This is a genomic window from Pseudomonas sp. Con_6 (assembly GCF_059379395.1).
The window spans coordinates 3124279-3146746 of sequence record NZ_CM182011.1 but is presented as its reverse complement, the minus strand read 5'-3'; the positions used below and the strand labels follow the sequence as shown (position 1 = coordinate 3146746).

Genomic DNA, 22468 nt, shown 5'->3' with positions numbered 1-22468 from the left:
ATCGGTGCTCCACTGTCGCATGCGACGGTCGAAGCCAGACCGCCGCCAACGACCTGCAACTGCCCATCAGATGACGAAGCGAGCAACCATGGCGCGCAAGTCCATCGCCAGGCGCGACAACTCATGGCTGGCAGCGCTGGTCTGGTTGGCCCCGGCAGCCGATTGGCTGGCCAAGTCGCGAATATTGACCAGGTTACGGTCTACCTCACGTGAAACCTGTGCCTGTTCTTCTGATGCACTGGCAATCACCAGGTTGCGCTCGTTGATCTGGTTGATCGAGTGGGTGATCTGCTCCAGCGCCATCCCCGCCGCCCGGGCGCGCTCAAGAGTGTCCTGGGTTCGCTGATTGTTTTGTTGCATCGACTGCACGGCTTCGCTCGTACCATTCTGGATGCCCGCCACCATCTTCTCGATCTCGCTGGTCGACTGCTGGGTGCGGTGAGCGAGCGCCCTCACTTCATCGGCTACCACCGCAAAACCACGACCGGCCTCACCGGCACGGGCCGCCTCGATAGCGGCGTTGAGCGCCAGCAGGTTAGTCTGCTCGGCAATCGCCCGAATCACGTCCAGGACCTGACCGATGTCGCGGCCTTGGGCAGCCAGCCCCTCGATCAAGGCTGAAGTGCTCTGCACGTCATGGGTCATGGTCTGGATCGCCTCCACGGTTTCCACGACCCGATCACGCCCTTCATGTGCGACATGATTGGACTGCCGGGACGCCTCGGACGTCGAAACGGCATTGCGCGCCACCTCCTCCACGGCGCTGGTCATCTCGTTGACCGCAGTGGCCGCCTGCTCGATCTCCTTGTTCTGCTGTTGCAGGCCACGAGAGGTTTCTTCGGTCACGGCACTCAGCTCTTCAGCGGCTGAAGCCAACTGCGTAGCCGAGCCGGAGATCTGTTCTATGGTCTTGCGCAGGTTGCCCTGCATGATGGAGAAAGCGGCCAGCAAACGAGCCGGCTCATCCGTCCCTCCGGCAGGTATCGGTGCAGTCAGGTTGCCACTGGCGATGACCTCGGCAGCTTCGACGGCCGTCTTCAATGGCGTGACAATGCTGCGGGTCAGCAGCCAGGCCAGCAACACGGTCATCAGCGAGGCAATCACCGAAACCATGACAATCCCGGCGCTGGCGTTGTCATATTGTCTGCCGGCCTCATCGGAAGCGGCCTTGGCGCTGGCCTTGTTGATGTCCACCAACTGGTTGAGCTGTACGCCCATCAGGTCGGTGCCAGCCTTGATCTGTTTGTTGATCAGGTTGCGAAGTTCATCGAGCTGATTCTGCCGGGACAGCTCCAGCATGTGCTCCTGATCCTTGAGGTAGGTGTCAAGCGTGGCAGCAAACTCTCGATACCTGGCCAACTCCTCGCCTTCGGCAGGCAGGTCAGCGTAGCTCTTCTTGTCCTTGTGCAGCTTGTCCACCAGAAACGCAATGCGCGCGTAAGCCTCGTCCAGGGATGCAGGCTCTCGATTGGTCAGGACACGAAAGGACAGAATACGCATCCGAAGCACACCCTCGATCAGATTACCCAGGTAGCCAACGCTGGGCAGTTGATTGACCTCCATATCGACCGATGCCTGACGGATCACCGTCATGCGGGTATGTGCGAACACGCCCAGCACAATCACCATCAACGCAACAAATACAAAACCGAGAAAGGAACGAGGGGCAATATTCATATTGCGTAGCGACATGAGAATTTCTCTCTGAAATATGCTGCTTATTATTATGCGATCAATCTATCTACTCTCATGCCCTGATAGCCTGAAGACTATGCTCGAGAGTTATTCAACTCGTTGAGCGTATCGGCCACCGGTGCTGTTTTCTTAGGGCTCATAGCGAAAAAATCCAGGCGTTTCGGGAAACACGGATTTAGTGAATGCGTCCAAAACGCTCACCCTGCAAAGCTCACGGAACATCCGCCACTGCGCGCGCTCCCACAAAGATGCAGCATGAACGGCACACCCCCATCCACAACGGAGAACCGCCTTCCATGAAAAAGATCCTGATGGTCCTCACCTCCCATGACCAACTCGGCAACACCGGCAAGAAAACCGGTTTCTGGCTGGAGGAATTCGCCGCTCCCTATTACCTGTTCGTCGACGCCAAAGCCGACATCACCCTCGCCTCCCCCAAGGGCGGCCAGCCACCTCTGGACCCGAAGAGCGACGAGCCGGACGCCCAGACCGAGGCCACCCGCCGCTTCCGCAGCGACACCCAGGCCCAGGCGGCACTGGCCAACACCCTCCCCCTGGCTGAAATCGACCCCTACGACTTCGACGCCGTGTTCTACCCCGGCGGTCATGGCCCGCTGTGGGATCTGGCCGAGGACAAGCATTCCCGCACTCTGCTGGAAACCTTTTACGCCGCCAACAAACCCATCGCCGCCGTCTGCCATGCACCGGGCGTGCTGAAACACGTCAAGGCACCCGACGGCCAACCAGTGGTCAAGGCCAAGCAGGTCACCGGGTTCAGCAACACGGAAGAAGAGGCGGTGGGGCTGACGGACGTAGTGCCGTTCCTGGTGGAGGACATGCTCAAGGGCAACGGCGGCAGCTACAGCAAGGCCGCGGACTGGGCCAGCCATGTGGTGGCGGACGGGCACCTGATCACCGGACAGAATCCGGCATCGTCCGAGGCGACGGCCAAGGCGCTGCTCGAACGCCTTGCTCAGGAGCAATAAGGCCATGAGCCCGCTGATTCCAGGACTGACAGGCCCCGCTGCGGTCCTGGTAGGCGGTGCCAGCCGGGGCATCGGTCTGGCCCTGTGCGCCGCCCTGCTGGTTCGTGACGATGTCAGCCAGGTCTGGGCCGTCTCGCGTCGCGCCACCCAGGCGGCCGGCCTGGCGGCATTGCTCGAAACCTACGGCCAGCGCCTGGTCCTGGTGGACTGCGATGCCCGCGACGAAGCCGCCCTCGCCCGCCTTGCGGTGGGCGTGAAACAGTCCTGTCCCCACTTGCACCTGGTCATCAGCACCCTGGGCATCCTTCACCAGGATGGCGCAAAAGCGGAAAAGTCCCTGGCGCAGCTGGATCTGGCCGGGTTGCAGGCCAGCTTCGCCAGCAACACCTTCGCGCCGATCCTGCTGCTCAAGCACCTGTTGCCACTGCTGCGCAACCATCCAGCGACCTTCGCCGCGCTGTCGGCCAGGGTCGGTTCGATCGGCGACAATCGCCTGGGGGGCTGGTACAGCTACCGTGCCAGCAAGGCAGCGCTGAACCAGCTGCTGCACACCGCCAGCATCGAACTGAAGCGACTCAACCCCGCCGCCACCGTACTGGCCCTGCACCCCGGCACCACCGACACCGAGCTGTCCCGTCCGTTTCAAGGCAACGTACCGGAGGGCAAGCTGTTCCAGGCGGATTTCGCCGCCCGTTGCATCCTCGAGCAGGTAGCACGGTTCGGGCCTGCGAACAGCGGCAGCTTCTGGAGCTGGGACGGCGAGAGGATCGAGTGGTGAGCCCCTTTCTCCAGGCTGCGCCACCGGGCAGTTGAACCAATTAGTTACTGCGCTCACCGATGACTCCTTGTATCCTTGCCCGACGCCAGGACTGGCTATATGCCACGACCTTTGGCAAGCGCGGAATCAGGATTTTCCATCAGGTATTAACGTGAAGCGTGACATCCACCTCGTTGTGCTCTTGTTGTCGGTCATTGGTTGTTCGCTCGCTTCATTGACGCTCTGGAAGGTGATGGCCTCCCGCGAGCGTACGCTGGAAGAAATCGACACCCACAGCCTGAACCTCACCCAGGCGCTCTCCACTTATTCCGAAGGCATCGTGCGCCAGAGCGCGCTGATCCTGCTTGGCCTGGTCGAACGCCTGGAGACCGAAGGCAGCGGGCCGCGGCAGATCGAACGCCTGAAACAACTGGTCGACCGCCAGCAGCCGCTGATGCCGCAGTTGAGCGGCATCACCGTGTATGACCGCGACGGGCGCTGGCTGATGTCCTCCAATCGCCCCATCCCCGCCGGCGCCAACAGCAGTGACCGCGCCTATTTCATCCATCACCGCGACGACCCGTCCCGCGAGCCCTTCATCGGCCTGCCCATCCGCAGCCGTGCCAACAATGAATGGGTGATCACCATCAGCCGGCGCTTCAACGACGCCCAGGGCGAGTTCGCTGGCGTGGTGGCCGTGACCCTCGGGGTGGAGAACTTCCTGCGCCTGTTCGGCCAGATCGACCTGGGTCATGAGGGCGCCATCGGCCTGTCCTACACCGACGGCGCGCTGCTGGTGCGCTATCCGTTCCGCGAGCAGGACATGGGGCGCAACTTCTCCCAGTCGCCGATCTACGCCAAGTACCTGGTGGACAAGTCGGTGGGCACCGCCTCCTTCACTTCCAGCCTGGATGGCGTCGAGCGCCTGTATGCGTTTCGCAAGAGCGACAAGCTGCCGCTGGTGACCACCGTCGCCCTGGGCAAACGCGAAGCCCTGGCCGCCTGGCAGTTGGAAGCACTGTTGTCGGCGGGTGTGGTGTCCGGGCTGTTGGTGCTGACCGGCGCCATCGGCGGCTTGCTGATCCGCGCCATGCGCCGGCGCGACCTGGCCGAAGGCGAGCTGCGCCTGGCCCAGCAGCAGTTGCTCGACAGCAACCAGCAACTGGAGCACCTGGCGCGCCACGACGCCCTGACCGGGCTGGCCAACCGGCGCTGTTTCGACCAGGCGCTGGCCCAGGAAAGCGCCAGGGCCCGGCGCAGCGGCGCGTCCCTGGCCCTGTTGATGATCGATATCGATCACTTCAAGCGCTTCAACGACACCTACGGCCATCCGGCAGGCGATGCCTGCCTGCAACACGTCGCTCGCCTGTTCTCGGCCTGCGTGCGGCGCCCCTGCGACCTGTTGGCCCGTTACGGCGGCGAGGAACTGGTGGCGATCCTGCCCGATACCGATGCTGCCGGTGCAACCGCCATCGCCCGGGCGATGATCGAATGCCTGGTCCAGGAACCGGTCGCCCATCAAGGCAGTCCATTGGCACGGGTGACCGTCAGCATCGGCATCGCCTGCGCCACCGACAGCGCAGCCGAGAACGGCGAGACACTGCTCGAACGCGCCGACCAGGCGCTGTATGTTGCCAAGCAAACCGGCCGCAACCGCCTGCACGTCGGCTGAGGCCCCCCCCTGAGCCGGACGCTGAATGACACCATGCCTGCCTTCGACACCTCGCTGATCATCTGGACCGTGGCCGCCCTGGCCACCGCTGGCGTCATCCTGCGCCCCTGGCGTATCCCCGAGTACGTCTGGGCCATGGGCGGCGCGCTGCTGCTCGCTGGCCTCGGACTGATCAGCCCGCACAACGCGCTGGCTGCGGTGGCCAAAGGCGGCGACGTCTACCTGTTCCTGATCGGCATGATGGTGCTGGCGGAACTGGCGCGCCAGGAAGGGCTGTTCGACTGGCTGGCGCGCTATGCGGTGAGCCATGCCCGCGGCTCGGGACAGCGCCTGTTCGACCTGGTATTCCTGGTCGGCACGCTGGTCACCGTGTTTCTTTCCAACGACGCCACCGCCGTGGTCCTGACCCCAGCGGTGTACGCCGCGTGCAAGGCGGCCCGGGCTGAACCCCTGCCGTACCTGTTCATCTGCGCCTTTATCGCCAACGCCGCGAGCTTCGTGCTGCCGATCTCCAACCCGGCCAACCTGGTGGTGTTCGGCAGCCAGATGCCGCCGCTGCTGGACTGGCTGCGCCAGTTCACCTTGCCCTCGCTGGCGGCGATCATCCTCACCTACCTGATGCTGCGACTCACCCAGCGTAAGCAGATCCGCCAGCCTCTGGCCCTGACCATCGACGACCAGCCCCTGTCCCGGGGTGCACGACTTTGCGCCGCCGGCATTACCGTGACCGGCGCACTGCTGCTGGGCGCCTCGGCACTGGACGTGGCGCTGGGCCTGCCAACCTTCTGCGCCGGGGTGGCGACTACCGCGCTGATCCACCTGCTGCAGCACCGCAGCCCGATGCCGGTACTGCGCCATGTGGCCTGGGGCGTACTGCCGCTGGTGGCGGGCCTGTTCGTGCTAGTGGAAGCGGTGGCGCAGACCGGGGTCATCGAGCGCCTGGCCCACGCCCTGGCGGCACTCGCGACAGACTCACCGACCCAAGCCAACTGGGCCGCCGGGGTAGGCGTGGCCATCGCCAGCAACCTGATGAACAACCTGCCCAGCGGGCTGATCGCCGGGTCCATGGGCCATATCGTCGATCTGCCGCAGCAGACCACGGCTGCGCTGCTGATCGGCGTCGATCTGGGGCCGAACCTGTCGATCACCGGCTCCTTGGCCACTCTGCTGTGGCTGGTGGCGATCCGGCGTGAAGGCGAGCATGTGGGGGCGTGGCAGTTCCTGCGGTTGGGACTGGTGGTGATGCCGCCGGCATTGGTCGGGGCATTGACGTTGCTGTGATTCTATCCCCCGACACGCCGGAAAAATGCCGACTGCATACAAAACCCTGTGGGAGCGAGCTTGCTCGCGAACGGCGGCGCAGCCGTCGTAGAACCTGAGTCCGGAGTCTGACTGACACACCCGGGACTCAGGTTTTGTGGCCGTTTTGCGCCCATTCGCGAGCAAGCTCGCTCCCACAAGGGTTCCGCCAGGCTTCGGAGTTGTGAAGATACCCATGCAGCGATGAGGCCTTGGATCGCACCGAGAAGGCCCGCTGATTTTTGCGCTGTCTGCCCCGCAAGGTGAACCAGCGCAGGAACCGCCAATACCGGCCATCCACGGAAAAATGGAAGGCCAGCGTGTCACCATTGCCATGCACCCTCAGCCATAGGGTATCCCCCTGAAGCGACGGTCCGTCGGCATCATCCGATGTCCCCCGGGTAATGACGCTGACCACCGTCGGCTCCCCGGCGCCGGACAATTCGAAGGCCAGCTTGGCCCAGTTATCCTCGTCCACCTGGACGAACAAGGCTCTCGCATCGAAGGCGGAGCAAAAATCCACCGATACCCTGGCCGACAGGGTGAAAACGTCTGCATCCACGGTCATCCCGGCGCAGATCACGTTGGCCCGCCGTACCTCCCCTGCCGGGTGGAAGAACCCGTCGGTGCATGCCGCTACCGTAAGCCTCAGACCTTCGCCTTCCCATTCAGCGCTGCCATTGGCGGCGCCTTCTATCTGCAACGCTTTCATCACGGTTTCTCCCTTGCAGTCCTCAGACCTTGAATTGTTCGACCAGCGCCAGTTGCTCCTGCGCCAGCACATCCAGTTGTGCCGCTGCACGCGCCGAGCCATCGGCCTGGTCCGTCAGGGCCTCGGTCACGCCACGAATCGCCGCGACGTTTCGATTCAGTTCCTCGGCCACGACACTCTGCTCCTCCGCCGCACTTGCGATCTGCAGGTTCATCTCGCTGATGGTGGAGATCGACTGGCCGATGTCGCCCAGGGCTCGCCTGTAGTTTTTCGAAAGCGGCGAATGCTGCTCCAAAACCGAACAAACGTAGGCGCCCGATCGAGGTAAGTCATGGCTGAGTGGATAAAAAAAGCGAACCCTGCCGAACAACAGGTAGAACGCAACGAACAGGTTAAACGCGATGTATCCCGCATTCTGCTGGACATCGAAAGGCGCGGCGACGCGGCGGTCCGTGAGCTGTCGGTGAAGTTCGATGGCTGGGACCGCGCCGACTACCGCCTCAGCGAGGCCGAGATCAAAGAGTGCGTCGCACGCCTGACCGAGCGCGAGTACAACGACATCCTCTTCGCACAGGCCCAGGTCAAGCGCTTCGCCGATGCCCAGCGCCAGTCGCTGCTGGACGTGGAAATCGAAAGCATTCCCGGGGTGATCCTCGGCCACCGGCACATCCCGGTGAATGCCGCCGGCTGCTACGTTCCGGGCGGCAAGTACCCGCTGCTGGCTTCGGCGCACATGTCCATCGTCACGGCGAAATCCGCCGGCGTGAAGAACATCACCACCGCCGCCCCGCCCTTCCAGGGCAAGCCGGCGCCTTACATCGTCGCGGCCCAGGCCCTGGGCGGCGCCGACGCCATCTACAGCCTGGGCGGGATCCAGGCGGTGGCGGCGATGGCCATCGGCACCGAATCGATCAGCCCGGTGGATATCATCGTCGGCCCTGGCAACGCCTATGTCGCCGAAGCCAAGCGCCAGCTGTTCGGACGCGTGGGCATCGACCTGTTCGCCGGCCCGACCGAAACCCTGCTGATCACCGACGACTCGGTGGACGGCGAGCTGTGCGCCACCGACCTGCTGGGCCAGGCAGAGCACGGCGTAGACTCCCCGGCGGTAATGCTGACCACGTCCCGCGAGCTGGCCTTCGATACCTTGAAGGAGATCGAGCGCCTGCTGGTCAAGCTGCCCACCGAGAAGATCGCCCGCGAAGCCTGGGACAACTTCGGCGAGATCATTCTCTGCGAGGACTACGCCGAGATGGTCAAGCTCTCCGACGAGTACGCGTCAGAGCACGTGCAGATCATGACCCACGACGACGACTACTTCATGAAGCACCTGACCAACTTCGGCGCCCTGTTCGTCGGCGCGCGGACCAACGTGTCCTATGGCGACAAGGTGATCGGCACCAACCACACCCTGCCCACCAACAAAGCTGCGCGATACACCGGCGGGCTGTGGGTCGGCAAGTACATCAAGACCTGCACCTACCAGCGCATCCTGACCGACGAAGCCTCGTCGCAGATCGGCGAGTACTGCTCGCGCCTGTGCCTGATGGAGGGCTTCGTCGGCCATGCCGAGCAGGCGAACATCCGTGTGCGCCGCTACGGCAAGAAGGAAGTGGGCTTCGGCGAGCCGGCGCTCTGATCGCCTTGCCCTGATGTCGTCCGGACGGGCGCCATCGCAGGCAATGCCCGCCCCACAGGTTTTGCGTACACCGCCGAACCTGGTGGGGGCGCGTTCGTCCACGACCAAGCGTGATGAGCACTCCCGGGACCAAGGTCTAGACTGAACCTTCCATTCCCCGGAGCCCGCCATCATGACCCCGAAAAACACCATCTGCCTCTGGTTCACCGGCGATGCCCTCGATGCCGCCACCTTCTACGCAGCCACCTTCCCCGACAGCCGGGTCATCGCCGCCCATCCGGCCCCCGGCGACTATCCTGCCGGCAAGCAGGGCGACATCATCACCGTCGAGTTCAGCGTCATGGGCCTGCCCTGCCTGGGCCTCAATGGCGGGCCGATGTTCAAGCACAACGAAGCCTTCTCCTTCCAGGTCGCCACCGACGACCAGGCCGAGACTGACCGCTACTGGAACGCGATCATCGACAACGGCGGCGAAGCCAATGTCTGCGGCTGGTGCAAGGATCGCTGGGGCATTTCCTGGCAAATCACACCCCGTGTACTCACCCAGGCCATCACCCACCCCGACCCGGCCAAGGCCAAGCGTGCCTTCGAAGCGATGATGCAGATGGGCAAGATCGATATCGCCGGGATCGAGGCGGCGCTGAAGGATTAGGCAAGAACAGGGTCGAATCGGGTTACCGGCGCCCTGTCTTGCTCAACGAAGATGGCAAGGTCTTCCACCGCTTCGAGGAATACCCCATGCAAGTCATCGCCTATGGCGCCCACACCAGCGACCAGCCGCTTGAGCCGCTGACCATTACCCGCCGCGAACCCGGTGCCCACGACGTGCAGATCGACATCGCCTACTGCGGCATCTGCCACTCCGACCTGCACCAGGTGCGCTCGGAATGGGAAGGCACTCAATACCCCTGTGTGCCCGGCCATGAAATCGTCGGCCGCGTGACCAGCGTCGGCGGCCATGTCAGCGGTTTCAAGGTCGGCGACCTGGTCGGTGTCGGCTGTATCGTCGACAGTTGCAAGCACTGCGCCGACTGTGACGATGGCCTGGAAAACTACTGCGACGGCCTGGTCGGCACCTACAACTTCCCGACGCCGGACGCGCCCGGCTGGACCCTGGGTGGCTATTCGCAGCAGATCGTCGTGCATGAACGCTACGTGTTGCGCATCACGCATCCGGTCTCGCAACTGGCGGCGGTCGCGCCACTGCTTTGCGCCGGAATCACCACCTGGTCGCCGCTGCGCACCTGGGGCGCCGGGCCGGGCAAGAAGGTCGGGGTGGTCGGGATCGGCGGCCTGGGCCATATGGGCATCAAGCTGGCCCATGCCCTGGGCGCCCACGTGGTGGCCTTCACCACGTCCGAGTCCAAGCGTGAAGCGGCGCTGGAGCTGGGGGCCGACGAGGTGGTGGTATCGCGCAACCCGCAGGAAATGGCCGCTCACGGCAAGTCTTTCGACCTGATCCTCAACACCGTCGCCGCGCCCCATGACCTGGATGCCTTCCTGGTCCTGCTCAAGCGCGACGGCACCCTGGCCCTGGTCGGCGCGCCGGCCAGCAATCACCCCTCGCCGAACGTGTTCAACCTGATCTTCAAGCGCCGCGCGATTGCCGGCTCGATGATCGGCGGGATCCCGGAAACCCAAAAGATGCTGGATTTCTGTGCCGAGCACGGGATCGTGGCCGATATCGAGCTGATTCGGGCGGATGAGATCAACCAGAGCTACGAGCGGATGCTCAAGGGCGAGGTGAAGTACCGGTTCGTGATCGACAACGCGACGCTGGCGGGCTGACAGATTGTGGGTGCTCAGCGCACCGGCAGCAACGCCCCGAACAGCATGAAGAAACCACCGCAGACCTTGTTGAAACGCCGCCCCGTGCGCGCCAGCCATGGCCGCACCCGGTGTGCGGCATTGACCACCAGACACTCCACGCAAAACTCCACCGCCGCATAGGTCAGCGCGATCACCGCGGTCTGTACCAGCACATTGCGCTGCGGATCGAGAAATGGCGGGATGAACGCGGTGAATAGCAGCAACGCCTTGGGATTCGACACTGCCGACAGCAGGCCCTGGCGGAACAGCGCGGCGTTGCTCGAACGCGCCTGTACCGTCAGGTCCATGCTCATGGGCGCTGCCCGCCACAGGCTGATCCCCAGCCAGATCAGGTACAGGCCGCCGAGAATCTTCAACAGGGTGAACAGCGACAGCGATGCCTGGATCAACGCCGCAAGGCCGAGCGCGCACAGGGAAATCATGGCCATGAAACCGATCACCCCACCGGCCACGGTGAACAACGCCCGGCGGTTGCCGTGCAGGGCGCCGTGGGTCAGTACCAGCAAAGCGTTGGGTCCGGGCACCACCGCGATACCGCCGCAGGTAAGGACGAGCAGCAACCAGGTTTCGAACTGCATGGAGGGGTCTCCGAAGGTCAGCGAATCAAAACACTATCATCGCGCGCAACGCCGTCTTGAGCGAAACGCATAATGCGCAACGACACTATTCGGTAATCGAATGCTTCGATGCGCTGTCCACAGCGTACCGGCGTACCAGTACCGCGCCCAGTACCAACAACCCGGCGCACACGGCCATGACCACCAGGAACGCGCCGTCGAACGCCGCCTTGGCCGCCTCGACCAAGACGGCGGCCTCGGCCGGTTGCAGATGCCTGGCGGCGATCAGCGCCTCGTCCAGGCTGTCTTTCACCGTGGCCTCGACCGTCACACGCTGCACCGCCATCGCCGCGCTGTACACCGCCGACAGCACGCTGCCGAGCAAGGCCACACCGACCGCGCCGCCGAACTCGTAGCAGACTTCCTCGATAGAGGCCGCCATCCCGGCCTGCTCCGCCGGCACGCTGCCCATGATGGTGCTCGATGCCGCCGTGAAGGTGGCGCCGATGCCGACGCCAAGGGCTGTCAGCGTGAGCATCTGCACCGCAGTGCTGGCATCGTGCACCAGCAAATAAAGGCCCATGCCGATCCCCGACAGCAGCAGTCCCGCCGACAACACGGTCTTCGCGCCTACCCGTGGCAGCGCAAGACCCGCCAACGGCCCGGCGACAAAGGCCGCCAGCGGCAGTGGCAGGATGAACAGCGCGGCCTCCAGTGGCGACAGGCCCAGCACCAGTTGCAGCCGCTGGCTGAACACCAGCTCCATACCGATCAAGGTCGCAGCGGCAATCACCGCCGCAGCCACGGCCGAGGAGAAGGTGCGGTTGCGGAAGATCGCAAAGTCGATCAGCGGATGCTCGCTGCGACGCTGGCGACGCACGAACAGCACGGCAAACAGGATACCGATCAGCAGTGCCGCCAAGGCTGCCGTGAATGACGCCTCGCGCTTGCCGACTTCCTTGATCGCATAGGCGAAACCGATCAGGCAGACCATCACCTGCAGCGAGCCGAGCAGGTCCCATGTGCGGTTGGAGCGGACCACGGATGTCGGGACATAGAGCAGGGTCATAACCAGCGCAACCAGCACCACCGGCACATTGATAAGGAACACCGCCCCCCACCAGAAGTGCTCCAGCAATACTCCGCCCACCACCGGGCCGAGAGCCGCGCCGCCGGAAGCCACGGCCGCCCACACACCGATGGCGAAGGCCTGCTCGCGCTCGTCCTCGAAGGTCAGGCGGATGATCGACAGGGTCGCCGGCATCATCATCGCCGCGCCAATGGCCAGCACCGCGCGGGCGCCGATCAGCAACGCGGAACTGGTGGAGTACGCGGCCGCCAGCGAGGCCAAACCGAACACCACCAGGCCCCAGACGAACAGCGTGCGATGCCCGAGCCGGTCGCCCAGGGTGCCCATGCCCAGCAGCAGGCCGGCGCAGACCAGGGAGTAGATATTGATGATCCAGAGCTTTTCCGAGGCGCTCGCCGACAGCGCTTCGGTCAACATTGGCAGCGCCGTGTAGAGCACGGTCATGTCGATCACGATCAGCAGCAGCGCACTGGACACCACCGCCAGCACCAGCCAGCGCCGGTAGCCAGTCATTCCTGTATCGAGGCTCATGGTTTCCTGTCCTTTCCCAACCGAAAAAATCGTGGGGCGGATTTTCCATCGGTGATAGGGTTGAATAAAGATAGGAACCATCGGGAATACCGATATGAGCTATTCGACCGAATCCCTCGAAGCTTTCATGCAGGCCGCCAACCTCGGCACTTTCAGCGCTGCCGCGCGCAAGCTGGGCAAAAGCCAGTCGACCATCAGCGAGGCCATCGCCCGCCTGGAAATCGACCTGGGCGTGGAGCTGTTCGACCGCAGCGCCAAGCTGCCAGTGTTGACCGACGCCGGCCGAGCCCTGCTGCAAAGGGCCGAGGACGTATTGTCCGCCTCCGAACGCCTGCGTCAGGCCGCCGACCTGTTGAACGCCGGGGTGGAGTCCCGGCTGACGCTGGTTATCTCCGACGCCTACGATTCACCGGAATTCCAGGCGCGCCTGCACGTGCTGGGCGAGCGTTACCCGGAGCTGGAATTCGAATGCGTGTTCGCCGAGTACAGCGACGCACTGAACCTGGTGCGTACCGGCCGCGCCGCGCTCGGCATCTTGCCGTCGGAGCCGGATTATCCGCCGGAAATCGGCCATGTGACCCTGGCCGAACAAGCCGAGTTCGCCGTCTTCGTGGCCAAGGACCATGCCTTGGCCAGCCTGCGTCCGCTCAACCAGGAAACCCTCGGCACCTACCGCGCCTTGCGCCTCAACACCCTGGACGACCTGCCGCAGCGCGGCCTGGACTCCCTCACCCGACAGCGCAGTTGGTCGGCCCCCAGCTACCTGATCCTGATGGAACTGGCCAGCGAAGGTTTCGGCTGGGCAATCCTGCCACGCTGGCTGGTGCGCACCTATGCGGCGCATCTGCTGGTGGAACTGCAGGTGCCGGGCTGGCCTCGCCACTATCCGCTCGACCTGGTGTGGTCGAAACAGCGCTCGCTGGGGCCGGCGGGGGCGTGGTTGAGGGATGCCCTGATCGCGGAACAGGGGTGATCGAGCCCCTCAACCGATTGATTTGCCGCGCACTGCTCTACGGGACGCCGGACCTGCACTACGATTTTCGGGCACTCCCCTCTTCACGCAGCCGCTCCAGCACCCGCTGCGCATTACCCACGCAATCCTGCCCCACCGGCGGATGCTCGATCCCCTCGATCGCTACCAGCAACTGCGCCTTGTTCCGTGCCAGCCGCTCCTGCAGCACCTCGATTTCCGCGACCTTGCGTTTCAGCCCGGCCAGCAGTTCCTCGTGCTGCCAGCCCCCGCTGGAGACAGGCAGCAGACTGCGAATCTCATCAAGGGAAAATCCGGCGCTCTGCGCCCCGGTGATGATCTCCAGCATCCACAGCGCCTCCGGCCCATAGCTGCGATAACCATTGCCCGTGCGCTCCACTGCGGTGAGCAGCCCCCTGGACTCGTAGAAGCGAATGCTCGACGCCGTCAGCCCGCTGCGTTTTGCCAACTCGCCAATCTTCATGACCCGTCTCCAAAAGTGCTTGACCTTAAAGTTCACTTTAAACCTAAGGTTGAGCCACGACCAACCGAGGTGTGCCCCATGAACCTGTTCGATCCCCTCACCCTGCCCAATGGCGCGATCATTCCCAACCGCCTGGCCAAGGCCGCCATGGAAGAAAACATGGCCGATGCCGAGCACGCGCCCTCTGCGCAACTGATTCGTCTGTACCAGGCCTGGGCCGAAGGTGGCGCAGGCCTGCTGATCAGCGGCAATGTGATGATCGACGGCCGGGCCATGACCGGCCCCGGCGGCGTGGTGCTGGAGGATGATCGCCAGTTGCAGCGTTTCCGCCAATGGGCGGACACGGGACGTGCCCAAGGCACGCAGTTCTGGCTGCAGCTCAACCACCCGGGTCGGCAGATGCCCGCCAACCTCGGCCAACCGACCTGGGCGCCGTCGGCGGTACCGCTGGCGCTGGGTAATATGTCCAGACACTTCGCCTTGCCCCAGGCCATGGACGACGGGATGATCGCCGAAGTGATCCGGCGCTTCGCCAACAGCGCCCGCCTCGCCGAACAGGCCGGTTTCGATGGCGTGCAGATCCACGCCGCCCACGGCTACCTGCTCAGCCAGTTCCTTTCGCCCCTGAGCAACCAACGCAGCGACCAATGGGGCGGCACGCTGGACAACCGCGCACGGCTGCTGCTGGAAGTGGTCAAGGCCGTGCGGGCGGTAGTCTCGCCGACCTTTGCCGTGGCAGTGAAGCTCAATTCGGCGGATTTCCAGCGTGGTGGCTTCAGCGCCGAGGATGCCCGCGAGGTGCTGCTAAGACTCAACGGGCTGGCGGTGGACCTGGTTGAACTGTCCGGCGGCAGCTACGAAGCGCCGGCCATGCAGGGCGATGCCCGCGACGGCCGGACCCTGGCCCGGGAGGCTTACTTCATCGAGTTCGCCCGGCAACTGAAGGATGTGGCAAGGATGCCGCTGATGGTCACCGGTGGCATTCGCCGGCGCTCGGTGGCGGAACAGGTCCTCGCTTCCGGGGTGGCCATGGCCGGCATCGGCACCGCCCTGGCCCTGGAGCCTGCCCTGCCCCGGCATTGGCGCGAAGGCCGGGACAGCGCGCCCGCCCTGCGGCCGATCACCTGGAAGAACAAGGTACTGGCGTCGCTGGGGAACATGGCGGCGGTGAAGTTTCAACTGCGCCGGTTGAGCCGGGGCAAGGCGCCCGTCCCGCAGGTAGCACCAGGCTGGGCATTGCTGCTGCAACAACTGGCCACGGCCCGCCAGGCGCGACGCTATCGGCGCTGGATGGAGCAGCGCGGCATCAACTGCCCGGCGCAGTGATCGTCGCCTCGTCGGCATGGGGGATCAACGCGCTGGCTTCAAGGTCGCGCATCAGCTCGGTGAGCATCTGTCGCCGGTTCTCAGTGTTGGGCGGCGGCACGTACCAGGCAGCGACTCCGGTGCCTTCACGGCGGTAGGTGAACGTGCGCAACAACTTGCCGTCCTTGAACACCTTGCCTTCAAGGTTCTGCACATAGCCGTAGGGCACGGGCAAGGTCAGCAAGGTAATCGCATTCAAGGCCACCAGCACGCCCGCGCCTTTGCCTGGAGGCTCGCTGATCACCAGGCCGTAGCCCTTGCGCGCCCAGCCATGGTCGGTGAACGAGAACGCACCGGAGCTCTTCACCGCCGTCACCAGCAGGTCACGCTCGGCAACATCCAGGCGGGTGTAGCTACGGGGAACCACCATCAGGCTCATCGGCACATAGGGTTTTTCAGCGTGGTAGCCCAGCGGCTTCATCGAAGGGTTGCAGCCCGCCAGCAGCGACAGCCCGACCGCGAGCGACCCGACCTTGAGCAGCGCATTCATCGACGGACCTCCTGCGACGGCTCGGCGAGGCTTGCCGCCTGCATGTCGCGGGCGAAAGCACGCGCCACCCTGCGGATGTTTTCCTGGCGCTCGGGAATGCCAAGATCCAGCAGCCAGGAGTACTTGGTCATGTAGTTCTCGTAGTGATAGCGGTTGAGCACCTTGCCGTCGCGCATCACGGTGAACTCCGCCTTGGTATCCATGTCGTTCTGAATCGGCAGGAGGAACAGCGTTGCGGCGCTGAGCAGCAGTACCGGCGCCGGAGCGACCTTGCGCTGGGCGTCGAGCTTGACCATGACCTGGGTCTCACCTTGTGCCGCCGAGCCACTCTCGACCTTGCTGAACACACCGCTCTGGCGCAGGTAGTTGCGCAATTCGGAGCTGTGCTCCAGCGAGTCCACCATGACCGTTACGGGCGGCAGGTAATCCTGTCCGGTCTTGATCTGCGGGTCGGGCAAGGTCTGGGTGCCGGCGCAGCCGCCGAGCAGCAGGCCGGCGACGAGGGTCAGAGGCTTGTTCATTGTTTGCTTTCCTTGCTGATGGCGGCATCGGCAGCCGCGCCGGTCGTGGTCGAAGGCACGACGAAGGGAAACGCCGGCGCCAGATCCAGATTCAGTGCCTGCAGCGTTGGCAGGACGGGGTTGTAGCGGCGAGCGATGGCTTCGTCCCGCGGCTGCTGGTCACCGTGAAAGAACAGGCAGGCGGCAGTGCTCAGGCAACGCGAGCGGAACTCGCCGATGTAGTACGCCTTGCCCGGCTCCAGGCGCAGGGGCACAAGGAACTGCTCACGGGCCTGGAGCGAGCGGAAGCTGCTGTTGTAGCCGTTCCAGAAGAACTGGAAGTCGTAGAACTCGTAGTCACCCGGCTTGAGCGGCATGACGAAAACGCTGGCCTCACCCGGCAGCGCGGCCTTGTCGCTGCTGCGGGAGTCCTCGATGTCCTTGGGCGTGTGGGCGGCGTCGGCATGCCCCCACCAGGCGGCCGCGCCATATTGCGATCCGCGCTCGCGCAGGAGAATACGCTGGTTGGTATACGCAGCGTCGCGACCGAGAGGGCCGATGCTGCCGACCAGGTAGGCGACCGGGCCGCCCGCTGTCGGTTGCAGGGGCTCGCTGACGAGACTGGAGGGTTGGGCGGCGCAGCCGGCGATCAGGGCAACAGGTAACAGACGTGCGAATGCACGGATGAATCCAGGCATGAAGGGTCCTTGGGGTGAAATGCGTTCCGTCGATGACCGCGACAGCGAAACAGCCGGGGCAAAGTTTCCTGTCCGTCGCGGGGCAAGGATCATATAGGCAATGCCGCCGGACTCGCCAGTGCTCATGCGCCAACGCACATGGCAACCATACGTTCCACGCCATGGGTCGGAGCCGCTGGCCTCGCTAGCATGACCGGGCAATGCAAGCTCACACGGTCGAGGCAAGCGACCGCAAAGCCGCGTTGCTCCCGTGTCAGCCAATGCCAGGAGAAAAACAACATGAACAGCCCCGCCATTGCGTGCCAGGACATCACCTGGAACCCCATCACCAAGACCAGCACCTTCACCCCGCAGGACCGCGAGATCCTCACCCGCCACTGGCACCCCGTGGCCTTCTCGGCAGAGGTGACCGACAAGCCCCACGCCGTCATCCTGCTCGACGAACCCGTGGTTCTCTACCGCACCGGCAAGCGCATCAACGCCGCCCGCGACATCTGCAGCCACCGCGGTGCGCCGCTGAGCAAGGGCTGGGTGCAGGGCGACAACCTCATCTGCCCCTACCACGGCCTGCATTTCGGCACCAACGGCCGTTGCACGCGCATCCCCTCCGAACCCAACGCCAACCTCACCGAACGCCATCGCATCCAGATGTACCAGGCCCGCGAGGAATACGGCCTGATCTGGGTGCTGATGGCCGGCGACAGCGCGCCCTTCGCCGAGATGCCGACCTGGCACGACAGCGATTTCCAGCGCATCCTGCCGCCTTCCATCGATATCGCCGCCTCGGCGGGACGCCAGGTCGAGGGCTTCATCGATGTCGCCCACTTCGCCTGGATCCACCATGAGGCCTTCGCCGAACGCGACAACCCGGTGGTACCGACCTACAAGGCCGAGGTCACGCCCTATGGCGTGCACGCCGAGTACGTCAGCAGCGTGAGCAACTTCCCCAAAGCCTTGCAGCACCGCGCGCCGGACGACTTCCTGTGGACGCGCACCTTCGATGTCTTCGCGCCCTTCACTGCAAGGTTGAGCGTCGATTTCCCCACCCCGGGCGAACGCCTGGTGATTCTCAACGCCGCCAGCCCGATCTCGGCACGCAAGACCCGCATGTTCTGCGCCATCACCCGCAACTTCGACCAGGACCTGCCGCTGGCGGATGTCTACGCCTTCAACCAGCAGGTGTTCGAGGAAGACCGCGACATCGTCGAGCTGTGCCGTCCTGAAGACCTGCCACTGGACCTGTCCCTGGAAATCCACATCCCCGCCGACCGTTCCTCCACCGCCTACCGCCGCGCCTTGAGCGCCCTGGGCCTGGGCCGGGCCTTTACCAGCTGAGGAGTGCACGTCATGTACAAGTGGGAATGCCTGGTATGCGGCTTCTTCTACGACGAAGCCCTGGGCCGGCCGGAGGACGGTATCGCCGCCGGCACGCGCTGGGAGGATGTGCCAGAGGACTGGTACTGCCCGGAATGCGGCGTGGGCAAGGCCGATTTCGAGATGGTCCGCCTGCCCCTGGATGCCGCGGAAAAACAGCCTTCGGCGCAGCCCGACCCCGTGGTCATCCTTGGCTCAGGTCTCGCCGGCTATACCGTGGCCCGTGAGCTGCGCAAGCTCGATCGCGAGACACCGATCCTGATCGTCACCCGCGACGGCGGCGAGTTCTACTCCAAGCCGGCGCTGTCCAACGCCTGCCAGAGCGGACGCCTGCCCGAGCAACTGGTGACTTCCAGCGCCGAGCAGATGGCGACCCAGTTGCAAGCGCAAGTGAGGACCTGGAGCGAGGTCGAGCGTATCGATAGCGAGGCGCACCGGGTCTACATCGGCGGCCAGCCGCAGCCCTACGCGGCCCTGGTCCTGGCGCTGGGCGCGGATGCCCGGCGGGCGACCCTGGACGGCGATGGCGCGGAGGCGATCATCACCGTCAATGACCTGGAGGACTATCGCCTGTGGCGCGGGCGGATCGGCACGGCCAGCCGCATCGCCATCCTCGGCGCCGGACTGATCGGCTGCGAGTTCGCCAACGACCTGCGGCATGCCGGGCATGAGGTGTGCGTGGTCGACCGCGCCACCTGGCCCTTGAGCCGCCTGCTGCCAGAGGAAGCCGGCCAGGCGATGGCGCAGGCACTGGGCGCCATCGGCGTGCGCCTGGCGCTGGGCAACGGGCCGGTGGCGGTGCACCGGCAGGCGGACGGCTATCGCCTGCAACTGGCGGACGCCCGGACGGTCGAGGTGGACTACGTGCTCTGCGCCATCGGCCTCGAACCGCGGGTCGCCCTGGCCCGCGCCGCCGGGCTCGAAACAGGCGGCGGCATCGTCACCGATGCGTACCTGCGCACCAGTGCGCCGGACATCTATGCCCTGGGCGACTGTGCGCAGGTGCATGATCTGGTGCTGCCCTATGTGGCGCCGATCATGTTGCAGGCACGGGCACTGGCGCAGACCCTGGCCGGCCAGCCGACGGCGGTGGCCTATCCGGCGATGCCGGTGACCATCAAGACCAGCGTGCTGCCCACCGTGGTGGCCTCGCCGCTGGACACGGGCGGCTTGTGGTCGACGCGGTTGGAGGCGCCGTGTGACAAGGGCATCGCCAATGTCCGCTCGCTGTACCACGACGCGGACAGCCGGATGCTCGGCTTCGTGCTGATGGGGGCGGCGGTGCAGGAGAAGGCGGAATTGCTGAAAGGGTTGCCGGATTGGCGCTAGCCGGGCGTGTCGCTATATAGTCATATACATATCGAGCCGATTGATGTCGAGGCATCCGGCCTTATCGCAGGCTTCGCCAGCTCCCACAAGGACCGCGTGCACCGCAAAACCTGTGGGAGCCTGCGATAAGGCCAGTGGCATCGACACCAGACCCGGATACCTAAAACAAAGCCCGAGTCCACCTGTGCCCAGCAACCTCCCCAACTGCGACGCCCAGCTGATCCGCACCCTGCACACCCTGCTTACCGAGTGCAGCGTGTCACGCACCGCCGACCTGCTCGGCCAGACCCAGCCGGCCGTCAGCGTCGCCCTGCGCCGCCTGCGCGAGCTGACCGGCGATCAACTGCTGGTACGCAGTGGTCGCGGCATGGTCCTCACCACCCACGGCCAGTCCCTGATCGAACCCGCCTCCCGTGCCCTGGCCAGCATCGAGCAGATCCTCCACCCCATCGACCGCTTCGACCCCGCCACCACCCGCCAGACCTTCCGCATCAGCACCCCGGACTACCTCAGCGTGTTCTTCGTCCCGGCCATCGTCGAGCGCATCAACGCCCAGGCCCCGTTCGCCACCCTGGAACTCACCCACCTGCAAGCGGAAGGCGGCTACGCCAAGGGACTTGAGGATGGCCACCTGGACCTGGTGATCGGCAACTGGCGCACGCCGGCAGAACACCTGCACCTGCAGCCACTGTGCGATGACGACCTGGTCTGCCTGCTGCGCGACGAACACCCGATCCCGCCGGGCGGCCTGACCCGCGAGGCCTACAACGCTGCGGACCATCTGGCGGTGATGACCCACAACGCCAGCGGCCACGGCACCCTCGGCGACGAACTGGCCGGTAACGGCCTTGCCCGGCGCGTCACCACGACCCTGCCCTACTTCTGCATCGCGCCCTATGCGCTGGTGAAGTCCAACCTGCTGTTCACCACCACGCGCTCGTTCGCCAAGCACTACAGCGAACTGCTGCCGCTAAGGATCGAACCGTTCCCAGTAGAGGTACAGCCGCTGCGTTACTACCAGCTGTGGCATGCGAGGAAGCACCGCTCGCAAGCGTCGCGGTGGTTGCGCGGGGTGGTGCTGGAGGCGGCGCGCGGCCTGGGGCGAGAGGATCAGCGCTGGAACACGTACTGTTCGTGATAACCCAGGTACTGCGCCAGCTCACCCGGCATGAACCGTAGCGGTTGCGGCAACCCCAGCGCCTGGCGATGCCCGGCGTCCAGCCAGCGCGACACCAACATGTCGCCCTTCTGGTCGAAGCTGATCAGCCCACGATAGAACAGCACATCCAGATTGGCCGCCAGCAGCAGACCGTTGCTGCTGTCCAGGCGCTCCGCCGCACTCGATGCGGCCCAGGGCTTGATGTGCGAAGCACGCAGCACTTCCGTGCAGGCCAGCCCGGTCACCGCACAGGCACCACCCCAGATCCCCAGCAGGTCTTCGCGGAACTTGCCGCGGCCACGGCGCGTCAGGATGGTGGTCAGCAGATCGGCCACCGGCTCGTTGCCCTCCAGCAATGCATCGCGGTCCGAGGCCACTACCGGCTCGGTCGGCGCGCAGTGGATGGCGTCGATCAGCCGTACCCATTTCTCGCCACGCTGCGTTTCGGGAATGGCATCCATGATCCGCCCCACCAGGGCCAGGTCGAGTTCGGTGGGAATGCCGGGCTGGTCCGGCAGTTTCTGTTTGCCGGTCAGGGTACGGGGGTCGAGGGTCACGGGTTCGTCGAACCACCAGAAGTATTCTTCCGGGCAGATCCAGCTGGGGATGCGGTGCAAGTTCTGCTTCCAGCCGCGAAGGAAGTGATGACGGTCGTCCTCGTGGATCCGCCGCACCTTGGTCACGGCCCAGGCCTCCTCCCACAGATCCTGCAGGGCCAGCTTGTCGACAATGTCCTGGCGCTGTGGCTTGAGGACGTCATCGAACAGGCCGACGGCGTTGCCGGCAATGCCCACCAGTTGCTGGATGCCGTTGTGGGTGGCGGTCATGAAGACGAAGGTCTGCCCGGCATTCTCCGCCAGCGGCGCAGTGGCGAAGCCTTCGGTATGGAACACCCGGTAGCGCTGGTTGCCACGACGCAGCAGCAAGCGCGACGAGTTGTTCCATTCTTCGTGACCGTAACCGTTTTCCTTGGGGTAGCCCGTGGTGGCGAAGCCGCCCGAGGGTGCTTTGTAGCCATTGGTGTTCCAGAAAACCGGCTTTTGTACGAATAGCGCCATCTAACCTTTCATCCCTTGTCTCAGCCGCCTGTCGGCAGGGGGGGCTCTTTGTGGGGAGCAATGATATCAAAAAGACAGCAGCGATTCCGCCCCGGAACCACAACGGCTTTAAATACAAATTACTGATTTTAAAAATCAAATAAATACAAAAAACACATAATTAGCTTAGAACCAAAAAGCCTTTCCCAGCCCATCCATCAAGGCATATCGTCTGTGCAAGACCCGACCCCACTCCCGGCGGAGGCCGTCCCCCAACGACCTCGCCAAGGAGTG

The 22468-nt window shown here is 64.5% G+C and carries 20 protein-coding genes and 3 pseudogenes; 12 read left to right on the top strand and 11 right to left on the bottom strand.

Annotated features, from left to right (window positions below):
• Positions 1-66: 66 nt before the first annotated feature.
• Both AC5QPF_RS14040 and AC5QPF_RS14035 read right to left on the bottom strand, forming a co-directional pair.
• Positions 67-666 (bottom strand): annotated as a pseudogene (locus AC5QPF_RS14040) (methyl-accepting chemotaxis protein); the annotation flags it as partial.
• A gap of 306 nt (positions 667-972) precedes the next feature.
• A pseudogene (locus AC5QPF_RS14035) lies at positions 973-1629 on the bottom strand (MCP four helix bundle domain-containing protein); the annotation flags it as partial.
• A gap of 362 nt (positions 1630-1991) precedes the next feature.
• Here AC5QPF_RS14035 and AC5QPF_RS14030 point away from each other — a divergent pair.
• From AC5QPF_RS14030 to AC5QPF_RS14015, 4 genes are all read left to right on the top strand, one after another.
• A complete protein-coding gene (locus AC5QPF_RS14030; RefSeq protein WP_494963795.1) occupies positions 1992-2681 on the top strand; it encodes a DJ-1/PfpI family protein in 690 nt (229 codons plus the stop codon).
• A gap of 4 nt (positions 2682-2685) precedes the next feature.
• The gene (locus AC5QPF_RS14025; protein ID WP_494963794.1) at positions 2686-3459 is read left to right on the top strand and encodes an SDR family NAD(P)-dependent oxidoreductase; all 774 of its coding nucleotides are present in this window, start codon (positions 2686-2688) and stop codon (positions 3457-3459) included.
• Positions 3460-3610: 151 nt separating this feature from the next.
• Entirely contained in the window at positions 3611-5110 is a 1500-nt protein-coding gene (locus AC5QPF_RS14020) for a diguanylate cyclase (protein ID WP_494963793.1), read from the top strand.
• Between the two features lie 33 nt (positions 5111-5143).
• Positions 5144-6391, top strand: coding sequence for an SLC13 family permease (locus tag AC5QPF_RS14015; protein ID WP_494963792.1), 1248 nt, complete (start codon positions 5144-5146; stop codon positions 6389-6391).
• A 127-nt stretch (positions 6392-6518) separates the two neighbouring features.
• Here the strand turns inward: AC5QPF_RS14015 and AC5QPF_RS14010 are convergent, their stop codons facing one another.
• Positions 6519-7121, bottom strand: a complete 603-nt coding sequence (locus AC5QPF_RS14010) for a DUF1349 domain-containing protein (protein WP_494963791.1) — start codon at positions 7119-7121, stop codon at positions 6519-6521.
• Positions 7122-7143: 22 nt separating this feature from the next.
• A pseudogene (locus AC5QPF_RS14005) lies at positions 7144-7377 on the bottom strand (chemotaxis protein); the annotation flags it as partial.
• A 75-nt stretch (positions 7378-7452) separates the two neighbouring features.
• Between AC5QPF_RS14005 and hisD the strand changes: the two are divergent.
• The 3 genes from hisD to AC5QPF_RS13990 all read left to right on the top strand — a co-directional run bounded on the left by hisD (position 7453) and on the right by AC5QPF_RS13990 (position 10548).
• On the top strand, positions 7453-8760 hold the full coding sequence (gene hisD, locus AC5QPF_RS14000) for a histidinol dehydrogenase (protein ID WP_494963790.1): 1308 nt from the start codon (positions 7453-7455) through the stop codon (positions 8758-8760).
• 172 nt (positions 8761-8932) lie between these two features.
• Positions 8933-9412, top strand: coding sequence for a VOC family protein (locus AC5QPF_RS13995; RefSeq protein WP_494963789.1), 480 nt, complete (start codon positions 8933-8935; stop codon positions 9410-9412).
• A gap of 86 nt (positions 9413-9498) precedes the next feature.
• Entirely contained in the window at positions 9499-10548 is a 1050-nt protein-coding gene (locus AC5QPF_RS13990) for an alcohol dehydrogenase catalytic domain-containing protein (protein WP_494964170.1), read from the top strand.
• Between the two features lie 14 nt (positions 10549-10562).
• Here AC5QPF_RS13990 and AC5QPF_RS13985 read toward each other — a convergent pair whose 3' ends face one another.
• The gene (locus AC5QPF_RS13985; protein ID WP_494963788.1) at positions 10563-11168 is read right to left on the bottom strand and encodes a LysE family transporter; all 606 of its coding nucleotides are present in this window, start codon (positions 11166-11168) and stop codon (positions 10563-10565) included.
• A gap of 85 nt (positions 11169-11253) precedes the next feature.
• Entirely contained in the window at positions 11254-12750 is a 1497-nt protein-coding gene (locus AC5QPF_RS13980; RefSeq protein WP_494964169.1) for an MFS transporter, read from the bottom strand.
• A gap of 112 nt (positions 12751-12862) precedes the next feature.
• Here AC5QPF_RS13980 and AC5QPF_RS13975 point away from each other — a divergent pair, with 112 nt between their 5' ends.
• On the top strand, positions 12863-13741 hold the full coding sequence (locus tag AC5QPF_RS13975; protein WP_494963787.1) for a LysR substrate-binding domain-containing protein: 879 nt from the start codon (positions 12863-12865) through the stop codon (positions 13739-13741).
• A 58-nt stretch (positions 13742-13799) separates the two neighbouring features.
• Here the strand turns inward: AC5QPF_RS13975 and AC5QPF_RS13970 are convergent, their stop codons facing one another.
• Entirely contained in the window at positions 13800-14222 is a 423-nt protein-coding gene (locus AC5QPF_RS13970; RefSeq protein WP_494963786.1) for a MerR family transcriptional regulator, read from the bottom strand.
• Between the two features lie 78 nt (positions 14223-14300).
• On the opposite strand from AC5QPF_RS13970, the gene AC5QPF_RS13965 reads away from it, so the two are divergent.
• On the top strand, positions 14301-15548 hold the full coding sequence (locus AC5QPF_RS13965) for an oxidoreductase (protein ID WP_494963785.1): 1248 nt from the start codon (positions 14301-14303) through the stop codon (positions 15546-15548).
• On the opposite strand, the gene AC5QPF_RS13960 is transcribed toward AC5QPF_RS13965, so the two are convergent.
• From AC5QPF_RS13960 to AC5QPF_RS13950, 3 genes are read right to left on the bottom strand one after another with little or no spacing between them, the layout of a single operon-like run.
• A complete protein-coding gene (locus AC5QPF_RS13960) occupies positions 15529-16077 on the bottom strand; it encodes a hypothetical protein (RefSeq protein WP_494963784.1) in 549 nt (182 codons plus the stop codon). The genes AC5QPF_RS13965 and AC5QPF_RS13960 overlap by 20 nt on opposite strands.
• Positions 16074-16598 (bottom strand): hypothetical protein, encoded by a 525-nt coding sequence (locus AC5QPF_RS13955; RefSeq protein WP_494963783.1) that lies wholly within the window; start codon positions 16596-16598, stop codon positions 16074-16076. The genes AC5QPF_RS13960 and AC5QPF_RS13955 overlap by 4 nt, the downstream gene beginning before the upstream one ends.
• Entirely contained in the window at positions 16595-17275 is a 681-nt protein-coding gene (locus AC5QPF_RS13950; protein ID WP_494963782.1) for a hypothetical protein, read from the bottom strand. The genes AC5QPF_RS13955 and AC5QPF_RS13950 overlap by 4 nt, the downstream gene beginning before the upstream one ends.
• 279 nt (positions 17276-17554) lie before the next feature.
• Between AC5QPF_RS13950 and AC5QPF_RS13945 the strand changes: the two genes are divergently transcribed.
• The 3 genes from AC5QPF_RS13945 to AC5QPF_RS13935 all read left to right on the top strand — a co-directional run bounded on the left by AC5QPF_RS13945 (position 17555) and on the right by AC5QPF_RS13935 (position 21116).
• The gene (locus AC5QPF_RS13945) at positions 17555-18610 is read left to right on the top strand and encodes a Rieske 2Fe-2S domain-containing protein (protein ID WP_494963781.1); all 1056 of its coding nucleotides are present in this window, start codon (positions 17555-17557) and stop codon (positions 18608-18610) included.
• 12 nt (positions 18611-18622) lie between these two features.
• Entirely contained in the window at positions 18623-19978 is a 1356-nt protein-coding gene (locus AC5QPF_RS13940; protein WP_494963780.1) for an FAD-dependent oxidoreductase, read from the top strand.
• 184 nt (positions 19979-20162) lie between these two features.
• Positions 20163-21116, top strand: a complete 954-nt coding sequence (locus tag AC5QPF_RS13935; RefSeq protein ID WP_494963779.1) for a LysR substrate-binding domain-containing protein — start codon at positions 20163-20165, stop codon at positions 21114-21116.
• Here AC5QPF_RS13935 and AC5QPF_RS13930 read toward each other — a convergent pair.
• The gene (locus AC5QPF_RS13930; RefSeq protein ID WP_494963778.1) at positions 21089-22195 is read right to left on the bottom strand and encodes an HNH endonuclease; all 1107 of its coding nucleotides are present in this window, start codon (positions 22193-22195) and stop codon (positions 21089-21091) included. The genes AC5QPF_RS13935 and AC5QPF_RS13930 overlap by 28 nt on opposite strands.
• Between the last annotated feature and the right edge of the window lie 273 nt (positions 22196-22468).